This is a genomic window from Devosia sp. (assembly GCF_041917035.1).
Lineage (GTDB): Bacteria > Pseudomonadota > Alphaproteobacteria > Rhizobiales > Devosiaceae > Devosia_A.
In genome coordinates this window covers 1-18,212 of record NZ_JAYRYM010000056.1, presented here as the reverse complement: position 1 = coordinate 18,212, position 18,212 = coordinate 1, and the positions used below count along the sequence as shown (strand labels likewise).

18 protein-coding genes are annotated in these 18,212 nt (G+C 68.1%); 14 read left to right on the top strand and 4 right to left on the bottom strand.

Annotated features, from left to right (window positions below; translation table 11 throughout):
- Positions 1–540, bottom strand: a 540-nt coding sequence (locus tag ACE3TU_RS08365; protein WP_374622670.1) for a hypothetical protein, incomplete at its 3' end; no start/stop codon positions are given.
- A 149-nt stretch (positions 541–689) separates the two neighbouring features.
- On the opposite strand from ACE3TU_RS08365, the gene ACE3TU_RS08360 reads away from it, so the two are divergent.
- From ACE3TU_RS08360 to ACE3TU_RS08350, 3 genes are all read left to right on the top strand, one after another.
- Positions 690–1,346, top strand: coding sequence for an ankyrin repeat domain-containing protein (locus ACE3TU_RS08360; RefSeq protein ID WP_374622667.1), 657 nt, complete (start codon positions 690–692; stop codon positions 1,344–1,346).
- Positions 1,347–1,458: 112 nt separating this feature from the next.
- Positions 1,459–2,697, top strand: a complete 1,239-nt coding sequence (locus ACE3TU_RS08355; protein WP_374622664.1) for an efflux RND transporter periplasmic adaptor subunit — start codon at positions 1,459–1,461, stop codon at positions 2,695–2,697.
- 21 nt (positions 2,698–2,718) lie between these two features.
- Positions 2,719–5,847: an efflux RND transporter permease subunit gene (locus ACE3TU_RS08350; RefSeq protein WP_374622661.1), complete on the top strand. Its 3,129-nt coding sequence runs from the start codon at positions 2,719–2,721 to the stop codon at positions 5,845–5,847.
- On the opposite strand, the gene ACE3TU_RS08345 is transcribed toward ACE3TU_RS08350, so the two are convergent.
- Entirely contained in the window at positions 5,848–6,876 is a 1,029-nt protein-coding gene (locus ACE3TU_RS08345; protein WP_374622658.1) for an ankyrin repeat domain-containing protein, read from the bottom strand.
- 634 nt (positions 6,877–7,510) lie between these two features.
- On the opposite strand from ACE3TU_RS08345, the gene urtA reads away from it, so the two are divergent.
- The 9 genes from urtA to ACE3TU_RS08300 all read left to right on the top strand — a co-directional run bounded on the left by urtA (position 7,511) and on the right by ACE3TU_RS08300 (position 15,464).
- Complete coding sequence (gene urtA, locus ACE3TU_RS08340) at positions 7,511–8,755, top strand: urea ABC transporter substrate-binding protein (RefSeq protein ID WP_374622675.1); 1,245 nt, start codon at positions 7,511–7,513, stop codon at positions 8,753–8,755.
- A gap of 233 nt (positions 8,756–8,988) precedes the next feature.
- Positions 8,989–10,566 (top strand): urea ABC transporter permease subunit UrtB, encoded by a 1,578-nt coding sequence (gene urtB / locus ACE3TU_RS08335; protein WP_374622673.1) that lies wholly within the window; start codon positions 8,989–8,991, stop codon positions 10,564–10,566.
- Positions 10,567–10,732: 166 nt separating this feature from the next.
- On the top strand, positions 10,733–11,926 hold the full coding sequence (gene urtC / locus ACE3TU_RS08330; protein WP_374622655.1) for an urea ABC transporter permease subunit UrtC: 1,194 nt from the start codon (positions 10,733–10,735) through the stop codon (positions 11,924–11,926).
- Positions 11,923–12,678, top strand: a complete 756-nt coding sequence (gene urtD, locus ACE3TU_RS08325; RefSeq protein WP_374622652.1) for an urea ABC transporter ATP-binding protein UrtD — start codon at positions 11,923–11,925, stop codon at positions 12,676–12,678. The genes urtC and urtD overlap by 4 nt, the downstream gene beginning before the upstream one ends.
- 175 nt (positions 12,679–12,853) lie before the next feature.
- Positions 12,854–13,555, top strand: coding sequence for an urea ABC transporter ATP-binding subunit UrtE (gene urtE / locus ACE3TU_RS08320; protein ID WP_374622649.1), 702 nt, complete (start codon positions 12,854–12,856; stop codon positions 13,553–13,555).
- A gap of 157 nt (positions 13,556–13,712) precedes the next feature.
- Entirely contained in the window at positions 13,713–14,525 is an 813-nt protein-coding gene (locus tag ACE3TU_RS08315; protein WP_374622646.1) for an urease accessory protein UreD, read from the top strand.
- Between the two features lie 55 nt (positions 14,526–14,580).
- The gene (locus tag ACE3TU_RS08310) at positions 14,581–14,883 is read left to right on the top strand and encodes an urease subunit gamma (protein WP_374622643.1); all 303 of its coding nucleotides are present in this window, start codon (positions 14,581–14,583) and stop codon (positions 14,881–14,883) included.
- A gap of 3 nt (positions 14,884–14,886) precedes the next feature.
- Positions 14,887–15,147, top strand: a complete 261-nt coding sequence (locus ACE3TU_RS08305; protein ID WP_374622641.1) for a DUF1272 domain-containing protein — start codon at positions 14,887–14,889, stop codon at positions 15,145–15,147.
- Between the two features lie 11 nt (positions 15,148–15,158).
- Positions 15,159–15,464 carry an urease subunit beta gene (locus ACE3TU_RS08300; protein ID WP_374622638.1) on the top strand — a complete coding sequence of 102 codons (306 nt, stop codon included), beginning with the start codon at positions 15,159–15,161 and terminating at the stop codon, positions 15,462–15,464.
- Between the two features lie 101 nt (positions 15,465–15,565).
- On the opposite strand, the gene ACE3TU_RS08295 is transcribed toward ACE3TU_RS08300, so the two are convergent.
- Entirely contained in the window at positions 15,566–15,949 is a 384-nt protein-coding gene (locus ACE3TU_RS08295; RefSeq protein WP_374622635.1) for a hypothetical protein, read from the bottom strand.
- A 94-nt stretch (positions 15,950–16,043) separates the two neighbouring features.
- On the opposite strand from ACE3TU_RS08295, the gene ACE3TU_RS08290 reads away from it, so the two are divergent.
- Positions 16,044–16,445, top strand: a complete 402-nt coding sequence (locus tag ACE3TU_RS08290; RefSeq protein WP_374622632.1) for a hypothetical protein — start codon at positions 16,044–16,046, stop codon at positions 16,443–16,445.
- A gap of 21 nt (positions 16,446–16,466) precedes the next feature.
- Here the strand turns inward: ACE3TU_RS08290 and ACE3TU_RS08285 are convergent, their stop codons facing one another.
- A complete protein-coding gene (locus ACE3TU_RS08285) occupies positions 16,467–17,303 on the bottom strand; it encodes a cytochrome C (RefSeq protein WP_374622629.1) in 837 nt (278 codons plus the stop codon).
- Positions 17,304–17,607: 304 nt separating this feature from the next.
- Between ACE3TU_RS08285 and ACE3TU_RS08280 the strand changes: the two genes are divergently transcribed.
- A partial coding sequence (locus ACE3TU_RS08280) for an amidohydrolase family protein (protein ID WP_374622627.1) occupies positions 17,608–18,212 on the top strand: 605 nt, incomplete at its 3' end.

The following is an 18,212-nucleotide window of genomic DNA, read 5'->3' as shown; positions in this document are numbered from 1 at the left end:
GACATAGCCGACGACGCAGGTGAACGGCCCGTAGGCGCCGGCCGGATCGACACGGGTGAGGGCGGCGGCGTTCTCGCTGGCGGCGCGATTGCGCGACGTCGGCGTGACGCAGACATGATCGCCGGGCGCCGCATCGCGCCAGACGAAGCCGTCGCGGCAGGTGTCCGGGCCGTAGGCGAGCGCCATGCGGGAGGGGCCGAGGCGATTCTCGTTGGCCACCGCGTCGCGGCGATCGGGGGTCACACAGACCATGTCGCCGGAGAACGCTTCACGCCAGACGAAGCCGGCGACGCAGGAGAGCGGGCCATAGGCACCGGTCGGATCGACGCGGGAGGCAGCGAGCGCGTTCTCCTCGGCGGCGCGCTGGCGGCCGGCCGGCTTGACGCAGACATGATCGCCCGCCGCCGCATCGCGCCAGACAAAGCCTTCGGCGCAGGTGTCGGGGCCGTAGCGCAGGGGTTCGGCGAAGACGGCAGGGGCTGCCGCGAAAGAGGAAAGGACGAGGGCGGCGGAGAGGAGGGTCTTGCTAGCGAGGTTCATTTTGGGGTTCCTTCTGGTTGTCCATGAATGCCGCTGCCCTGGCATCTTGGGGACACAATGCGACCAGGTTGATGTACCGGCGCTGAGCCGGCCCTTCAGCCGTCGTTCATCTGCCGGACGAGCGGCGGGGTGCCGCCGAGGAGCCCTCGATGTGCGATGCCTGTTCCATCAGCGACCCGTTCGAGCTCGTCGCCCGCCACGACAATGCCGGCCTCGAGGGCGCACTCGCGGTGGAGCCCTCACGGGCGAGCGCGCGCAATTCCGCCGGGGCCAGCCTGCTGGCCTGGGCGGCCTATGTCGGCAACCGGCAGGCCGTCGCCATCATCCGCCCCCTGCTCGATCGCCTCGATCCGTACGAGGCCATCATCGTCGGCGAGACGGACGGTCTCGATGCGGCCCTGGCGGCGGGGTGGAATCCGCAGACGCTGTCGGCGGACGGCTTCCCGCCGCTCGCCCTGGCGGCGTTCTTTGCCAACGAGGCGGCGTTCGCGCTCCTCTTGCCCCTGACCGGCGACATCGATCGCCGTGCCGAGAGCGCCCAGCAGGTGGCGGCGATCCACGCCGCCGTCGCGCGCCGCAATGCGGCGATGCTGGACCGCCTGCTTCGCGCCGGTGCCGATCCGAACCTGACGCAAGCCGACGGTTTCACCCCGCTGCACGCCGCCGCCCACAACGGCGATGCGAATTCGGCCGGCCTGCTGCTGCTGTTCGGCGCCGATCGCCTGGCGCGCAACGGCAAGGGGCAGGACGCCGCCGACCTCGCCGACTCGGCCGGGCACGGCTGGCTCGCCGCCCGGCTGCGGTGACACCCCACAAGCGATTGTTACGGCAAATTAATGTGCGTCGGTCGCCGCCGATGCTAGCCTCCGCGCCAATTGTCCGGAGCTCCCGGCCGGACGCATTCCAGAAGGTCGTCGCGTGCTGAGACAGAGCCTGATCTCGCTGCTTGTGCTCGTGGTTGCGGCCGCGCTCTACGTCTTTCTCGTCCCCGGCAGCACCGAGACCCTGTCTCGCTTCGGCATCCAGCTGCCTTTGCCGGCGGCCGAGCCATCCCCCCAAGGCGGCGGCCAGGGCGGTGGTCAGGGCGCAGGGCAGCGCCAGGGCGGTGCCCGTGGTGGCGGTCGGCCGATGGTCGTCGTCACCGCGCCGGTGGTGATGGGCACGATCAACGACCGGCTGACGGCAATCGGCGAGGGTGCGGCGGCCCACTCGGTCACCGTCGTCTCTCCGGCGAACGGCACGCTGGCCGAACTGCTGGTCAGACCGGGCGATACCGTTGCCGCAGGCGCGACGCTCGGCCACCTCGATTCGGCAGTCGAACAGATCGCCTTCGAGCGCGCGCAACTGGCGTTCGACGATGCCCGGACCGCGCTCGAGCGGGTCCGCGAGCTGGCCGGCGCCAACAACGCCACCGCCGTGCAGGTGAAGGCCGCCGAACTGGCCTTCAACAATGCCCGGCTCGAGCTGCAGGGCGCCGATCTCGACCTCAAGCGACGCACCATCGTGACCCCGTTCGGCGGCACCGTCGGGCTGTTCCAGGTCGGCCCGGGCAACACGGTCACCGCACAGACCGTGGTGACGACGATCGAGGATACGTCCGAACTGGTCATCAGCTTCTGGGTGCCCGAGCGCTATGCCGGTGCCATCTCCCCGGGGATGCCGATCACCGCCGGGGCCGTGGCGCTTCCGGGGGTGGCCCTCGCCGGCGAGGTGAGCGCCGTCGACAACCGCATCGACCCGGCGAGCCGCACCCTCAGGGTAGAAGCCCGGATCGGCAACGAGAGCGGCCGCCTGCGGCCGGGCATGAGCTTTTCGGTGAGCATGAGCTTTCCGGGCGACAGCTTCCCCACCGTCGACCCGCTCGCCATCCAGTGGTCCTCATCCGGCGCCTACCTCTGGCGCTACGCCGACGAGAAGGTGGAACGGGTGCCGGTCGAGATCATCCAGCGCAACTCCGACGGCGTGCTGGTCAAGGCCGACCTTGCCGCCGGCGACCAGGTCGTGACCCAGGGAGTGCAGCAGCTGACCGCCGGCGCCAGCGTGCGCCTGCTGGACACACCGGCCGGCGGGCCAGGCGGCGGCCAGAACGGCGAGCGGGGCGGCGGTCAAGGCGGCGGTCAGGGCGGCGGCAGCAGGCAATCGGCCAACCCGTCATAACGGCAGGAAAGGACGGCACGGATGAGCATCACGTCCCAGAACGAGCGTGGCGGCGCCATTGCCGGCCTGTTCGTCCGCCGTCCCGTCCTCGCCATCGTGGTGTCGGCGCTGATCATCGTCGCCGGCCTCGCGGCCTTCTTCGGCGTCGAGGTGCGCGAGCTGCCCAGCGTCGAGCGCCCCACCCTGTCGATCTCCACCAGCTTCTCCGGCGCCTCGGCCGAGACCGTCGACCGCGAGATCACCGCGGCCATCGAAGGGGCAGTCGCCCGCGTCCAGGGGGTCGCCTCGATCTCCTCGGATTCCTCGTACGGCCGCAGCCGCGTCTCGCTGACCTTTGCCGACGGCACCAACCTCGACAACGCCACCTCGGACATCCGCGATGCGCTCGGCCGCATCACCAACCGGCTGCCCGACGGCGCCGACGCCCCGACCATCATCAAGGCCGACTCCAATGCCCAGGCGGTCATCCAGCTGTCGGTGACCTCCGACACCCTGCCCCGCGGCCAGCTGACCGAGCTGGTGGAGGACCTGATCGCCGAGCGCCTCGCTGCCGTGCAGGGCGTGGCGGAGGTCCAGGTCAACGGCACCCAGCAGCGTGTCTTCGAGATCGATGTGGACCAGGTCAAGCTCGCCAGCCTCGGGCTGACGGTCGGCGACGTCCGCAATGCGCTGTCGACCATGGCCTTCGACAGCCCGGCCGGCTCGCTGAACGGCGCCAACCAGAACATCGCCATCCGCGCGGTCGCGGAAGTGAACACGCCCGAGCAGTTCGAGAACCTGATCATCCGCGACCGCATCCGCCTCGGCGACGTGGCGAGCGTGGTGTTCAGCCCCGGCGCGGCGAATTCCGGTCTGCGCGCCGATGGCAAGTCGGGGATCGGGCTCGGCATCGTCCGGCAGGCCCAGTCCAACACCGTCCAGATCTCGGAGGGCATCCATCGCGCCGTCGCCAGCCTGAACGACACCCTTCCCCCCGGCGTCGACATCCGGATCAACTCCGATGAGTCGGTGTTCATTTCCGGCGCCATCCACGAAGTCGAGCGCTCGCTGGTCATCGCGGTGCTCGGCGTCATCGCCATCATCTTCGTCTTCCTGCTCGACTGGCGCGCGACGATCATCCCGGCCGTCACCATGCCGGTCGCCCTGATCGGCACCGTCGCCGGAATCTATGCCTTCGGATTCTCTCTCAACATCCTGACATTGTTGGCCCTTGTGATCGCCACGGGGCTCGTCGTCGATGATGCGATCGTGGTGCTCGAGAACATCACCCGGCGCCGCGCCATGGGGCTGGGCCCGCGCGCCGCGGCGGTGCTCGGCACCCAGGAGGTGTTCTTCGCCGTCGTCGCCACCACGGTGACGCTCGCCGCCGTGTTCATCCCCATTTCCTTCCTGCCCGGCCAGACCGGAAGGCTGTTTCGCGAGTTCGGGTTCACCCTCGCCATTTCGGTCGGGCTTTCGGCGGTGGTGGCGCTGTCGCTGGCGCCGATGCTCGCCTCGCGCCTGCTGAAGCCGCATGTCGAGCGCCCGCCCAACCTCATCGAGCGCGTCGGTGGCGCGCTCGCCGGCTTCTATCGCATCACGCTGCGCCTCGCCCTCGACAATCCGCTGGTGGTGATCGTCATCGCCCTGCTCTTCGCCGGCGCGGCCTGGGCGGTCTTCGGCACCCTGAAGCAGGAACTGACGCCACCCGAGGACCGCTCTTCGATCGCCATCAACGTCAGCGCGCCCAATACCGTCAGCCTCGACTTCACCCGCACCCAGATGCAGAAGATCGAGGAGCTCGTCGCCCCCTACAAGGCGAGCGGCGAGGCGACGAGCATCTTCTCGATTTCCGGCTTCGGCTCGAACACCAGCTCGGGCTTCATCATCCTCACCCTGGCCCCGTGGGAGGAGCGGACCCGCAGCCAGCAGCAGATCACTGCCGAGATCAATGGCCTGCTCACCCAGGTTCCGGGCGTCCGTGCCTCGATCCGGCAGGGCAACAGCCTCGGCGTGCGGGGTGGTGGCTCGGGCCTGCAGTTCGCGCTCGTCGGCGACAACTACCAGACCCTCGCCGCATCCGCCCAGCAGGTGAAATCGGCGCTGGAGGCCGACGAGAAATGGGGCCGCGTCAGCGTCAACTACGAGACCACGCAGCCGCAGATGACGCTGACCATCGACCGCGAGCGCGCCGCCCAGCTGGGCGTCGACATCAACGGCCTCGCGGCCACGATGCAGGCCATGATCGACGGCGCCGACATCGGCACGGTGTTCATCAACGACCAGAGCTTCTCGGTGCGGATGCAGTCCACCTCGAGCCCGGTCAACGACCCCGGCGACCTCGAGTCGATCTTCCTCAAGACGGGCGACGGCCGCTACGTCCCGATGTCGACCATCGCCTCGCTTGCCGAGGCCCCGATCGCCCCCTCGCTCGGCCGCGAGGAACAGCGCCGCGCGGTGACCGTGACGGCCGCGCTCAGCGATGGCTTCGCCCTCGGCGACGCCTATGCCGAAGCGGTCCGGATCGCCGGGCCGCTGCTGCCGGACGGCGCCGGCATCATCCCGATGGCCGAGGCCAAGACGCTGGGCGACAGCAATAACGGCCTCGCCATCACCTTCGGCTTCGCCCTCGTGGTGATCCTGCTGGTGCTCGCCGCCCAGTTCGAAAGCGTGTGGAGCGCCATCATCGTCATGACCACCGTGCCGTTCGGGCTCGCCTGCGCGGTGTTTGCCATGCTGGTCACCGGCGTGACGCTGAACGTCTACAGCCAGATCGGCCTGATCCTGGTCGTCGGAATCATGGCGAAGAACGGCATTCTGATCGTCGAGTTCGCCAACCAGCTGCGCGATCGCGGACTGTCGGTACGGGCGGCGGTGGAGGACTCCTCGAACATCCGGCTGCGGCCGGTGGTGATGACGATGATTGCCACGGTGCTCGGCGGCGTGCCGCTGATCGTCGCCGGCGGCGCCGGATCGGAGGCCCGCGCCGCCCTGGGCTGGATCATGGTGGGCGGGCTCAGCTTCGCCGCGATCGCGACGCTCTATCTCACCCCGGTGGCCTACCTGCTGCTGGCGCGATTCTCGCGGCCGAAGGCCGAGGAGGAAGCCCGGCTCGAACGGGAACTGGCCCTGGCGCGGCAGGCGGAGGCGGCGCCGAGCCCCGCCGAGTGATCACCCTCCCCCGAGCAGCGTGACGATCTCGGCCCTGGCAGCCGCGAGCCGCGCCAGTTCATCGGCAGAGGCCTCGACCACGAGGGCGGCCGCGCGGGAAGAGTCCAAAGCTTGCTCGAGAGGCGGCGCGGCTTCGCCGACCGGCTCGCGTGCGTAGTCGAGGGGCGTGCGACCGGCCTCGTCGCGACGCATGCGATCCGCTCCGCCCTCGAGGAGCAGCCGCACGATTCCGACCTCGCCGTCGCGCGCCGCCACCATCAGCGCCGTGACCCCCTGATCGTCCGCCGCATCGGGTTCGGCCCCCCCGGCCAGCAGAACGCCGACATTGGCCTGCTGCCGCGACATCGCGGCCAGCAGCAGCGGCATATTGCCGTCGCTGTCGCGGGCGTCCGGTTCGACCCGGGCGGCCAGCAGCAGCGCGACGAGGTCCGTCTCGCCGAAGCGAACGGCAAAGTGCAGCGGGGTCTCGAAGAGAATGGATGTGAGGGCCCCCGCGTCGGCGCCCGCCGCCACGAGCCGCTCGGCCGCTTCCGCTGATCCGCCCCACGCAGCGTAGTGCAGCGCGGTCATGCCGGTGTGGTCGACGGCATGCGGATCGGCACCGGCGGCCAGCAGGAGTCCCACTGCTTCCGCGCCGCCGGCGAAGGCGGCCTGCATCAGCGGCGTGCGACCATAGGGATCGTCGGCGCTGTCCGGGGGCGAACCGGCCTCGAGAAGCAGGCGGATGACCTCGGCATTGCCGCGGCGCGTGGCCCAGAGCAAGGCCCGGTCGCCATTGTGATCGCGGTACTCGGTTCGGGCTCCGGCGCGCAGCAGGGCCGCCACCGCCACCGCATCGCCGGACTCGGCGGCGAATTGCAGCGGCGCGTAGCCGTCATGGTAACTCGGTGGATTGGGATCGTCCCCGGCTTCGAGCAGATCGAGCAGCATGGCCCGGTCGTTGAGGCGTGCCGCGGCCAGCAATCCGTCGAAGTCGGCCCTGGCCGGACCCGCCAATCCCAGCAGCACGACAACCAGCACAACGCGCATCGCTCTCTCCATCGGGGCAACCATCGGGGGGAGAACCGGCAGAAATGCGGCGAGCGGCACGTCGGTCGAACGAGACGCGGAGCCGAAGCTCCGCGCCCCATCGGCCCCACGGCGAGGGAGCGTCAGCCCTCGCCCCGTTGCCGACATCCGGCCGCGCGGCGGCCGCGGCTCGTCGGGTGAACGCCGGAGAGATCGGAAGGTTCCCTGCGGCACGCCGGATTTTCCGACGGCCGAGAAAAGACCCCGCCTCCTCGCGGAAGCGGGGTCCGAGGTGTCGGTGCAAACAACCTCTGCCGGAAGCGAACTTCCGGTGACGGGAAACCTAGCAGGACCGGCACGGACTTTCACCGATTATCCGGCAGGTCATGCACCGGGACCGTTGCCCTGCTCAATTCTTAAGCACCGGTTGACGCACGTGCCCAGAGAACCGGCACTCGCTGCGCCGGAATCGTCTCCTGCATACATCAGTCGCACCGACCGGACCGGCCAGACTCAACAGAATCAAGCAGTTGGCACCCGTTCCATGGCGTGGCACGGCGATTGCAGTTCTTCGGGCGGTGCAAACAACCAAACTGTCGGAGGTATTATGACAGACGTTCGCCGCATGCTGGCCGGTCTCGGCCTGGGAGTTGCGATGACTGTCGGGGCACTCGCCCCGGTGACTGCCTATGCACAGGAAGAGACCATCAAGGTCGGCATCCTGCACTCGCTGTCGGGCACGATGGCGATCTCGGAGACCACCCTCAAGGACACCATGCTCTTCCTCATCGACGAGCAGAACAAGAAGGGCGGCCTGCTCGGCAAGAAACTCGAAGCCGTGGTGGTCGACCCGGCCTCCGACTGGCCGCTGTTCGCCGAAAAGGCGCGTGAACTCATCGAGGTCAACAAGGTGGCCGCGGTGTTCGGCTGCTGGACCTCGGTCAGCCGCAAGTCGGTGCTGCCGGTGTTCAAGGAACTGAACTCCATCCTCTTCTACCCCGTCCAGTACGAGGGCGAGGAATCCGAGCGCAACGTGTTCTACACCGGCGCCGCCCCGAACCAGCAGGCGATCCCCGCCGTCGACTACCTGATGAACGAAGAAGGCGTCGAGCGCTGGGTGCTGGCCGGCACCGACTACGTCTATCCGCAGACGACCAACAAGATCCTCGAGCAGTACCTCAAGGACAAGGGTGTCGCCGCCGAAGACATCATGATCAACTACACCCCGTTCGGGCATTCCGACTGGCAGACGATCGTCTCCGACATCAAGGCCTTCGGCTCGGCCGGCAAGAAGACCGCCGTGGTCTCGACCATCAACGGCGACGCCAACGTGCCGTTCTACAAGGAACTCGCCAACCAGGGCATCAAGGCCGAGGACATCCCGGTCGTCGCCTTCTCGGTCGGTGAGGAAGAACTCGCCGGCTTCGACACCGGCCCGCTGGTCGGTCACCTCGCCGCCTGGAACTACTTCCAGTCGGTCGATACGCCCGAGAACGCCGCCTTCATCGACTCCTGGCGCACCTTCATCGGCAACCCCGAGCGCGTCACCAACGACCCGATGGAAGCGCACGTGATCGGCTTCAACCTGTGGGTCCAGGCCGTCGAGAAGGCCGGCACCACCGACACCGATCCGGTGCTGGATGCGATTGTCGGGCTGGAGACGCCGAACCTCACCGGCGGCGTGGCCAAGATGCTGGCCAACCATCACATCACCAAGCCGGTGCTCATCGGCGAAATCCAGGCCGACGGCCAGTTCGACGTGGTGTGGGAGACCGAAGCCGAGGTTCCCGGCGACGCCTGGACCGACTTCCTGCCCGAATCCAAAGTGCTGGAAGCCGACTGGGTCGACCTCAAGTGCGGCAACTACAACACCGAGACCAAGACCTGCGGCGCTTCGTAAGCCCGCCAGACCGGCGAGGGCGTCAGCGCCCTCGCCTCTTCTCATTTTCTAGCAGGGGCACAGCGGTGAACGACGTTCGGATCGAGTCTGTGGCTCCCCCCCTCCCAACCTCCCCCACAAGGGGGGAGGTGCCGAACAGTGCGAATGGCATGATCGTGCCGCTTGCACCGGCCCACACCTCCCCCCTTGTGGGGGAGGTTGGGAGGGGGGTGGTCAGCCGCTGGCTCGTGGCGATGCTCACCGTCCTCACCCTGCTGTTCACCGGTCCCGCCCTCGCGCAGGTGGATGACGCCATCTTCGCCCCCCTCGTCGACGCGCTGGCACCCGGCAATTTCAAGGATCGCGAGGCCGCCGCCGCCGCGCTGGCGGCCACCGGCGATCCGCGTGCGGTGCGTGTCCTGCAGACCCTGCTCGACGGCGAACTCTACGTCGTCAAGGACAGCGGAAAGGTGCTGCTCGGGGCCGGCGACAAGGCCGTCGACCCGGCCACGGGCAACCCGCCTGCCGAACTCGGCAAGGCCGACAAGGTTAAGGTCAACAACGGCCTGCGCCGGGCGCTGCGCACCCTGATCGGGCAGATGACGCTGATGAGCGAGGATCGCGCGACGCGCCTCAGCGCCGCCCAGTCCGTCCTGCGTGACGCCGACCCGGACAATCTCGAGCTGCTCGACACCGCCCTGGCCGCAGAAGCCGATGCCGAGGTCAAGGCGACCATGGAGACGGCGCGCGCGGCCATCGTGCTCAAGTCGGACGGCGATGCCGCGGAAAAGGCCGCGGCCATCGCCACCCTCAAGGCGCGCGGCGGCCGCGACTCCGTCACGCTGCTGACCTCTGTGCTCGCCGCCTCCCCCGACGAGCTCAAGCCGCAGATCCAGTCGGCGATCGATGCGCTCAACCAGACCCAGGCGGCCTGGGGCGTGGCGCAGAACGTCTGGTACGGCATCTCCCTCGGCTCGGTGCTGCTGCTCGCCGCCATCGGCCTCGCCATCACCTTCGGCGTCATGGGCGTCATCAACATGGCGCATGGCGAAATGGTGATGCTGGGCGCCTACACCACCTTCACCGTGCAGGAGATCATCCGGCGCAGCTTTCCCGCCATGCTCGACTGGTCGCTCGCCATCGCGCTGCCGCTCGCCTTTCTCGTCACCGCGCTGATCGGCATCGCCATCGAGCGCGGCATCATCCGCTGGCTCTATGGCCGTGCCCTCGAGACGCTGCTCGCCACCTGGGGCCTGAGCCTCATCATCCAGCAGGGGGTGCGGACGCTGTACGGGCCGACCAACAAGGAAGTGGCCAATCCGAGCTGGATGTCCGGCAGCTTCGACCTGGGTGGACTGTCGATCACCTGGAACCGGTTCTGGATCGTGCTGTTCGCCATCGCCGTGTTCCTCGCCCTGCTCGCGGTGCTGAACCGCACCCCGCTCGGGCTGCAGATGCGCGCCGTGACCTCGAACCGCCGGATGGCCTCGGCCATGGGCATCCGCACCCCGTTCGTGGACGCCATGACCTTCGGCCTCGGCTCGGGGATCGCCGGTCTCGCCGGCGTGGCGCTGAGCCAGATCGACAACGTCTCCCCGAACCTGGGCCAGAACTACATCATCGACAGCTTCATGGTGGTGGTGTTCGGCGGGGTGGGCAATCTCTGGGGCACGCTGGTCGGCGCGCTCTCCATCGGGGTCGCCAACAAGTTCCTCGAGCCCTATGCCGGCGCGGTGGTCGCCAAGATCCTCATCCTAATCCTCATCATCCTGTTCATCCAGCGGCGACCAAGGGGACTGTTCGCCCTCAAGGGCCGGGCTGTGGAGCAATGATGATGACCGCCGCACTCGTCCCCTCATCCGCCTCGCTTCGCTCATGGAGAGAAGGAACACTTGGGCACCATCGCGCCACGCGCCCCGCCCTTCCCTCTCCCCTTGAGGGAGGGGGTGGCGCGCAGCGCCGGGTGAGGGGAAGTATCGACGACCGGAGCATTGCCGCATGATCACCCAGATGCTGTTCCGCGCCCTCGACAGGAAAGCGATCTGGCTGGTCGGCATCCTCGTCGCCATCGCCATCGCCATTCCGGCACTGAACCTGCTCGTCCCGCCCGGCCAGTTCGGCCACGTCCCCGGCTATGCGGTGACGCTGTTCGGCAAGTACCTCTGCTACGCCATGCTGGCGCTCGCCCTCGACCTCGTCTGGGGTTATGTGGGCATCCTGTCGCTCGGCCACGGCGCCTTCTTCGCGCTGGGCGGCTACGCCATGGGCATGTACCTGATGCGCCAGATCGGGGCGCGGGGCGTCTATGCCAACCCGATCCTCCCCGACTTCATGGTCTTTCTGAACTACAAGGACCTGCCCTGGTACTGGCATGGCTTCGACCTGTTCTGGTTCGCCATGATCATGGTGGTGCTGGTGCCCGGCGTGCTCGCCTTCGTGTTCGGCTGGTTCGCCTTCCGCAGCCGGGTCACCGGCGTCTACCTGTCGATCATCACCCAGGCGATGACCTTCGCGCTGCTGCTCGCCTTCTTCCGCAACGATTTCGGCTTCGGCGGCAATAACGGGCTGACCGACTTCAAGGACATCCTCGGCTTCTCCATCCAGGCGCCGGCGACCCGCGCCACCCTGTTCGCCCTCAGCGCCCTGTTCCTGGCGCTCTTCGTGCTGATCTGCTCGATGATCGTCAATTCCAAGCTCGGCAAAGTGATGGTGGCGGTGCGCGACGCCGAGAGCCGCACCCGCTTCCTCGGCTGGCGCCCGGAAAACGTGAAGCTGTTCGCCTTCACCGTTTCCGCCGTGATGGCCGGCATCGCCGGCGCCCTCTACGTGCCGCAGGTCGGCATCATCAATCCCGGCGAATTCGCCCCGGAGAACTCGATCGAGGCGGTGATCTGGGTCGCCGTCGGCGGCCGCGGCACGATCATCGGCCCGATCATCGGCGCCATCCTGGTCAACGTCGGCAAGAGCTACTTCACCGGCGCCCTGCCCGAGTACTGGCTGTTCGCCCTGGGCGGCCTGTTCGTCTTCGTGACGCTGTTCCTGCCCAAGGGGCTCGTCGGCCTTGTCGGCCAGATCCGCTCGGGAACCACCCGACGCAACTCAACCAGGCTCGACCGCCAGAGCGCTGCCGCCGAAGCCGGCGAAGAGCCCTCGACCATCGATGCCAAGCCGGCCCCGGAGCCCGCGGAATGACCATCCCCGACAAGTCCGGCACCATGCTCTATCTCAATGGCGTCTCGGTCGCCTTCGACGGCTTCAAGGCGCTGAACGCGCTGTCGATCATCGTCAACCCGCGCGAGATGCTGGCCATTATCGGGCCGAACGGCGCCGGCAAGACCACGATGATGGACATCATCACCGGCAAGACGCGCCCGGACGACGGCGAGGTCTTCTTCGATGGCCGCACCGACCTGACCCGCCTCGACGAGGCCGAGATCGCCAGCCTCGGCATCGGCCGGAAGTTCCAGAAGCCCACCGTGTTCGAGAGCCACACCGTGTGGGACAACCTGGTTCTGGCGCTGAAAGAGCCCCGCAGCGTCATCGCTGCCCTGCTCTATGCCCCGACCGCGCAGGACAATGCCCGGATCGAGGAGATCCTCGCCACCGTCCGCCTCGAGGCGCGCAAGGACGAACTCGCCGCCGACCTGAGCCACGGCCAGAAGCAATGGCTGGAAATCGGCATGCTGCTGGCGCAGGACCCCAAGCTGCTGCTCGTCGACGAACCGGTTGCCGGCATGACCGATGCCGAAACCGTCGAGACCGCCAAGCTGCTCAAGGACATCGCCACCACCCGTTCGGTCGTCGTGGTCGAGCACGACATGAGCTTCGTGCGCGAACTGGGCACCCGCGTCACCTGCCTCGCCGAAGGCTCGGTCCTCGCCGAGGGCACGCTCGACCAGGTCAGCGCCAACCCGGTGGTGATCGAAAGGTACCTGGGCCGATGAGCAAGGCCTTCGCGCAAGTGGCACCCCCCTCCCCAACCCTCCCCGCAAGGGGGAGGGTGCGCATCGAGTTGACTTGCCCGGTCTCGCCAAGTCCACCGGCCGGCCCCTCCCCCTTGACGGGGGAGGCCGGGAGGGGGTGTGCCCGGAACGCCGCCGCTTCGATGGAGCCCCACCGATGACCGCCCTCACCATTCGCGCCATCGACCTGCACTACGGCGCCGCGCAGGCGTTGCGCAACATCACCATCGAGTGCAGGCCCGGCCGCATCACCGCCGTCCTCGGCCGCAACGGGGTGGGCAAATCGTCGACGCTGCGCGCCGTCACCGGCATCAACAACGTCTCGGCGGGAGAGATCAGCTTCGACAACGAGGTGCTGAAGAAGGCGCCCCCCTACAGGCGCGCCCGCATGGGCCTGGGCTACGTGCCGCAGGGTCGCGAGATCTTCCCGCTGCTCACGGTCAAGGAGAACCTCGAGACCGGCTATGCCGGGCTGAAGCTGGGCGAGCGCAACGTGCCGCCCTACACCTTCGAGCTGTTCCCCATCCTCAAGTCGATGCTCGGCCGGCGCGGCGGCGACCTGTCCGGCGGCCAGCAGCAGCAACTGGCGATCGGTCGGGCCCTGGTGACCCGCCCGAAGGTGCTGGTGCTGGACGAGCCCACCGAGGGCATCCAGCCCTCGATCATCAAGGATATCGGCCGCGCCCTGCAGTTCCTCAGGAACGAGAAGGGCATGACCATCCTCCTCGTCGAACAGTATCTGGACTTCTGCCGCGAGATCGCCGACGACATCTACATCATGGATCGCGGTGAAATCATGCATGCCGGCCCGGCCGCCGATCTCGACCTGCCCGACGTGCGCCGGCATCTGATGGTGTGATGGTGGACTCGACCGCGCCGGCGGTGCCTATCGCCACCCCCCTCCCGTCCTCCCCCACAAGGGGGGAGGTGAAGGGGTGCATTGGGCACGATCCGGCCAGATTCCGTGAGCGGCACCTCCCCCCTTGTGGGGGAGGCTGGGAGGGGGGACCCTCGGCTTGACCGCCCTCGCCCTCCACCGCCACCAGCGCGCCCGCGGCATCGGCCGAGTCGGCACCAAGTACCTCGACGGCCGGACCCGTCTCGCCACGCTCTACCAGGAAGGCTGCGCCAAGATCCGGCTGCCGCACACGCACGATGCAGACCTGCAGGCGGTGCTGATCAACACGGCCGGCGGCCTCACCGGGGGCGACGAGGTCTCCTGGCAGGTCGACGCCGCGCCCGGTGCCCGGCTGGTGCTCACCACCCAGGCCTGCGAGCGCGTCTACCGCTCGCTCGGCGATGACGCGAGGGTCCGCACCGACATCCGGGTCGGCGCCGGCGCCCGGCTCGACTGGCTGCCGCAGGAGACGATCCTCTTCGAAGGCGCCCGGCTCGACCGCCGCCTCGAGGTCGATCTCGCGCCCGATGCGAGCCTGCTGGCCATCGAAGCCGTCCTGCTCGGCCGCGAGGCGATGGGCGAGGCGGCCCGGCATGCGGTGTTGCGCGACAACTGGCGCATCCGCCGCGACGGCCGGCTGCTGCATGCCGAGGCCACCCGCCTCGGCGGCGCGGACCTCGAACGCGACGGCCTGTCGCTGCTGGCCGGTGCCGGCGCCTTTGCCACCCTGCTCTATGTCGGGAGCGATGCGGAGCGGATGCTGGAGCGTGCCCGGCCGCTGCTCACGGGGCAGTCCGGAGCCAGCCTCGTCGGCGAGCGCCTCGTCGTGCGGGCCATCGCTCCGTCGGGACTTGCGCTGCGCCGGATCATCACGCCAATAATCGCCCGGCTTTCCGGCGCCGGCACGCTGCCGCGGTTGTGGACGTCGTGATGGCCACTTGCCACGAATCGTGCCGGATTGACTGCCTCGACACTGGAACATTCAAATGAACCTCACGCCTCGCGAGAAAGACAAGCTCCTCATTTCCATGGCCGCCATGGTGGCGCGGCGGCGGCTCGAACGCGGCGTCAAGCTCAACCACCCCGAGGCCATCGCCTTGATCACCGACTTCGTCGTCGAGGGCGCCCGCGACGGCCGCTCGGTCGCCGACCTGATGGAGGCCGGCGCGCATGTCGTCACCCGCGCCCAGGTGATGGACGGCATCGCCGAGATGATCCACGACGTGCAGGTCGAAGCCACCTTCCCCGACGGCACCAAGCTGGTGACCGTGCATGAACCGATCAGGTGAGGCGTGCTGGAACTGAGGCCAAACTGCGAGTGCTGCAACCGCGATCTGCCTCCGGCGGCGCTCGACGCGATGATCTGCAGCTACGAGTGCACCTTCTGCGCCGACTGTGCGCAGCGGGTGCTGCGGGGCGTCTGCCCGAATTGCGGTGGCACGCTGGTGCCGCGACCGATTCGTCCGGCCGGCAAGCTGGCCGGAAGCCCACCGTCTGTCGTGAGAGTCTTCAAGCCCGGGGGCTGCGCCAGCGCCCCGGTTGGGACCGCGTGAAGGAGGAAACCATGATCCCCGGCGAAATCGTCACCCTCCCCGGCTTTATCGAGCTCAATGCCGATGCGCCGCAGGTGACGCTGGAAGTGGCCAATACCGGCGACCGACCGATCCAGGTCGGCTCGCACTATCACTTCTACGAGACCAATGCGGGGCTCCGCTTCGATCGCGACAAGGCCCGCGGCATGCGGCTCGATATCGCCGCCGGCACCGCCGTGCGCTTCGAACCCGGCCAGACGCGCGAAGTCAGGCTCGTGCCGCTCTCGGGCAAGCGCGAGGTCTACGGCTTCCAGCAGAAGGTGATGGGCAAGCTCTGAGGCCTGCGGGCCGACGCCCGCCGCGCTTCGAGGCGTTCCCCTCATCGGGGCAGCCACTGCCGTTGCCCTGCAACGGATCAACGGGCTTCCCGTCGTCCCGGCTACAGATCGTCCGCGTAGAGCACCCCGCCCCCGTCGCCGGCGATCTCGGCCGAGACGATGTCCTCGATCTCGAATCCGGCATTGCGGATGGCGATGCGCGCGAGCGGGTTGAGCGCCAGGCTCTCCTGCAGTTCCCGCACCGCCCTGCGCTGCAGCACGACGCTGGTGTGCAGCCGGTCGGCACTGCTCGCCGCGGCGGCAAGGCTCGACAACCGCACCACCCGCAAGCCGGAAGCGGATGCGGCCCGCTCGGCCATGCGGTAGTACTTCACCGTGCCGATCTCGGAGATGATGGCATTGATGTCCATGAACTGACCGAGGGCCGTCGCGGTGGGCAGCGACAACGCAAGTGCCAGGGCGAGGACAACGACATGACGGCTCATGGGTCACTCCCGGGTAACGACGCGCAAGGCCAGTTTGGCATGGCTGAAGATATCGGCTAGGGATGCGCCGGTTTCAATCTCGCGAGTGGCAACGATGAGCACCAAGGAAGACGACTTCAAGGAGCGGTTCGTCGCGCTCATGCAGGACCTGCGCGAGAATGCCACGAAGGACGCGGAGGCCACCTGGCTGATCGGCAGCCTCGCCGCCCGCCTGATCGACCTGTACAAGCTCAAGACCTGGTCGCAGTTCAAGGCGGCGCTGACGCCGCCGGCCTTCAACAAGCTGCTCAAGGACTTCGAGACCGAAGGCAACGGGTTTCACCGCCAGGACAAGAAGAAGGCGGCCTACGCCGTGCAGGTCCTTGCGGTATCGCTGATCGCGCGGACCCAGACGGACGAGCAGGTCCGCGCCGGCGACGGCCTGCTCGACGAGATGATCCAGACCATGGTCGTGGTCTATCGCGGCGCCAAGGCGCGGGAGAAGCGCCCCGCCTGAACGACGGGACGCCCCGGTGCGTCAGCCCTTGGGCGGCAGCGAGCGCAGGTAGAGGATGATGGCGCTCACGTCGTCGGGCTTGATGTTCGCGTAGAAGCCATACGGCATCGGCGGCAGCATGTGGCTGCCGTCGGGACGCATCCCCTTGGTGATCATCGTGGCGATCTGCTCATCGCTGTAGCCGGACAACCCGACGGGGGTGATGTTGGCCGAGACCGACTCGCCCCATGGCCCGGGGAAGTGATTGCCGCCCAGCCCCAGATTGTTTGCCAGATCGGCACCCTGCGGCCCGATGGGCGAATGGCAGACGGTGCAATGGCCCAGCGGCCCGGCCAGATAGGCCCCGTACTCGGCCGTCACGCCCTCCGGAACGGCGGCAACGCTCTCGATCGGGGGACCATAGGCGGGCGGCAGCGGGATGTTGTACTGCGACGCCCCCGGATCGCTGGCGACCGCGGGTACCGTCCGCAGATACATCACCACCGAGGCGAGGTCGTCGTCGGAAATGCCCCTGTAGACCTCGAACGGCATTGGCGGTCCGATCACCGAACCATCCGGACGGATGCCTTCGCGGATGGCCCGCGCCAGCTCGGCGTCCGACCAGTCCTTGACCCGGCCGGCCGGGGTGATGTTTGCCGCCACCGCAGTGAAGGCCTCGGACTTTTCGACCAGCTGGCCGGTGAGTTCCATGCCGGGGATCGGGCCCTCCGGTCCCTGCGGGGTGTGGCAGTTGCCGCAGCCCATGATCGTATTGACGAGGTAGTCGCCCCGCTCGAGCGAGGGGGCGGCCGATGCCCCTGCGCTGCCCAGCCCGAAAAGCGCCAAGGCAGCCAACGCCAGACGCGTCGCCTGTTTCATGAGAAATCTCCCAACTGTATGGAACCGCAAGGGTTTCCTATGCCCCGCGGCGATACATAGCGACTCTTCGTCGCGGCGCAAATTTGATTTTTGTGGTCAGCAATCACCGTGCGGCGTGTGTGCGCGCTGACGCCGGCGGCCCGCCCTGCTCCCCTCAGAACCAATCCGCTCGACCGCAACTCCTGCACGACGAGGCTGTCTCCCCCGATGTCGGCGCATCGCTGCCGACAATTCCGGCAAAACGCTGGACAGCCTGAATAATAGGCGCTGAAATGGTCGGACGCGTCGCCGGAAAGGACTGCACATGCCCGCTCGTATCTCCCGTGCCACCTATGCCCAGATGTATGGCCCGACCACCGGCGACCGGGTGCGCCTCGCCGACACCGAGCTGTTCATCGAGGTGGAGCGCGACCTCACCACCTATGGCGAGGAAGTGAAGTTCGGCGGCGGCAAGGTCATCCGCGACGGCATGGGCCAGAGCCAGGTCACCCGCGCCGCCGGTGCGGTCGACACCGTGATCACCAATGCGCTGGTGGTCGATCATTCCGGCATCTACAAGGCCGATATCGGGCTGCGCGACGGGCGCATCCACGCCATCGGCAAGGCGGGCAACCCCGACACCCAGCCCAATGTCGACATCATCATCGGGCCGTCGACCGAGGTGATCGCCGGGGAAGGCAAGATCCTCACCGCCGGCGGCATGGACAGCCACATCCACTTCATCGCGCCGCAGCAGATCGAGGAGGCGCTGATGAGCGGCGTCACCTGCATGGTCGGCGGCGGCTCCGGCCCGGCCCACGGCACGCTCGCCACCACCTGCACCGGTGCCTGGCACGCCCAGCGGATGATCGAGGCCTTCGATGCGTTCCCGATGAACCTGGGCATTGCCGGCAAGGGCAATGCCTCGCT

Coding starts and splice junctions, on each gene's coding strand:
- urtC (WP_374622655.1), top strand. CDS start 10,733: ATGATCACCCAGATGCTGTTCCGCGCCCTCGACAGGAAAGCGATCTGG.
- ACE3TU_RS08295 (WP_374622635.1), bottom strand. CDS start 15,949: ATGAGCCGTCATGTCGTTGTCCTCGCCCTGGCACTTGCGTTGTCGCTG.
- urtD (WP_374622652.1), top strand. CDS start 11,923: ATGACCATCCCCGACAAGTCCGGCACCATGCTCTATCTCAATGGCGTC.
- ACE3TU_RS08345 (WP_374622658.1), bottom strand. CDS start 6,876: ATGCGCGTTGTGCTGGTTGTCGTGCTGCTGGGATTGGCGGGTCCGGCC.
- ACE3TU_RS08285 (WP_374622629.1), bottom strand. CDS start 17,303: ATGAAACAGGCGACGCGTCTGGCGTTGGCTGCCTTGGCGCTTTTCGGG.
- urtA (WP_374622675.1), top strand. CDS start 7,511: ATGACTGTCGGGGCACTCGCCCCGGTGACTGCCTATGCACAGGAAGAG.
- ACE3TU_RS08350 (WP_374622661.1), top strand. CDS start 2,719: ATGAGCATCACGTCCCAGAACGAGCGTGGCGGCGCCATTGCCGGCCTG.
- urtB (WP_374622673.1), top strand. CDS start 8,989: ATGCTCACCGTCCTCACCCTGCTGTTCACCGGTCCCGCCCTCGCGCAG.
- ACE3TU_RS08300 (WP_374622638.1), top strand. CDS start 15,159: ATGATCCCCGGCGAAATCGTCACCCTCCCCGGCTTTATCGAGCTCAAT.
- ACE3TU_RS08360 (WP_374622667.1), top strand. CDS start 690: ATGTGCGATGCCTGTTCCATCAGCGACCCGTTCGAGCTCGTCGCCCGC.
- urtE (WP_374622649.1), top strand. CDS start 12,854: ATGACCGCCCTCACCATTCGCGCCATCGACCTGCACTACGGCGCCGCG.
- ACE3TU_RS08290 (WP_374622632.1), top strand. CDS start 16,044: ATGAGCACCAAGGAAGACGACTTCAAGGAGCGGTTCGTCGCGCTCATG.
- ACE3TU_RS08310 (WP_374622643.1), top strand. CDS start 14,581: ATGAACCTCACGCCTCGCGAGAAAGACAAGCTCCTCATTTCCATGGCC.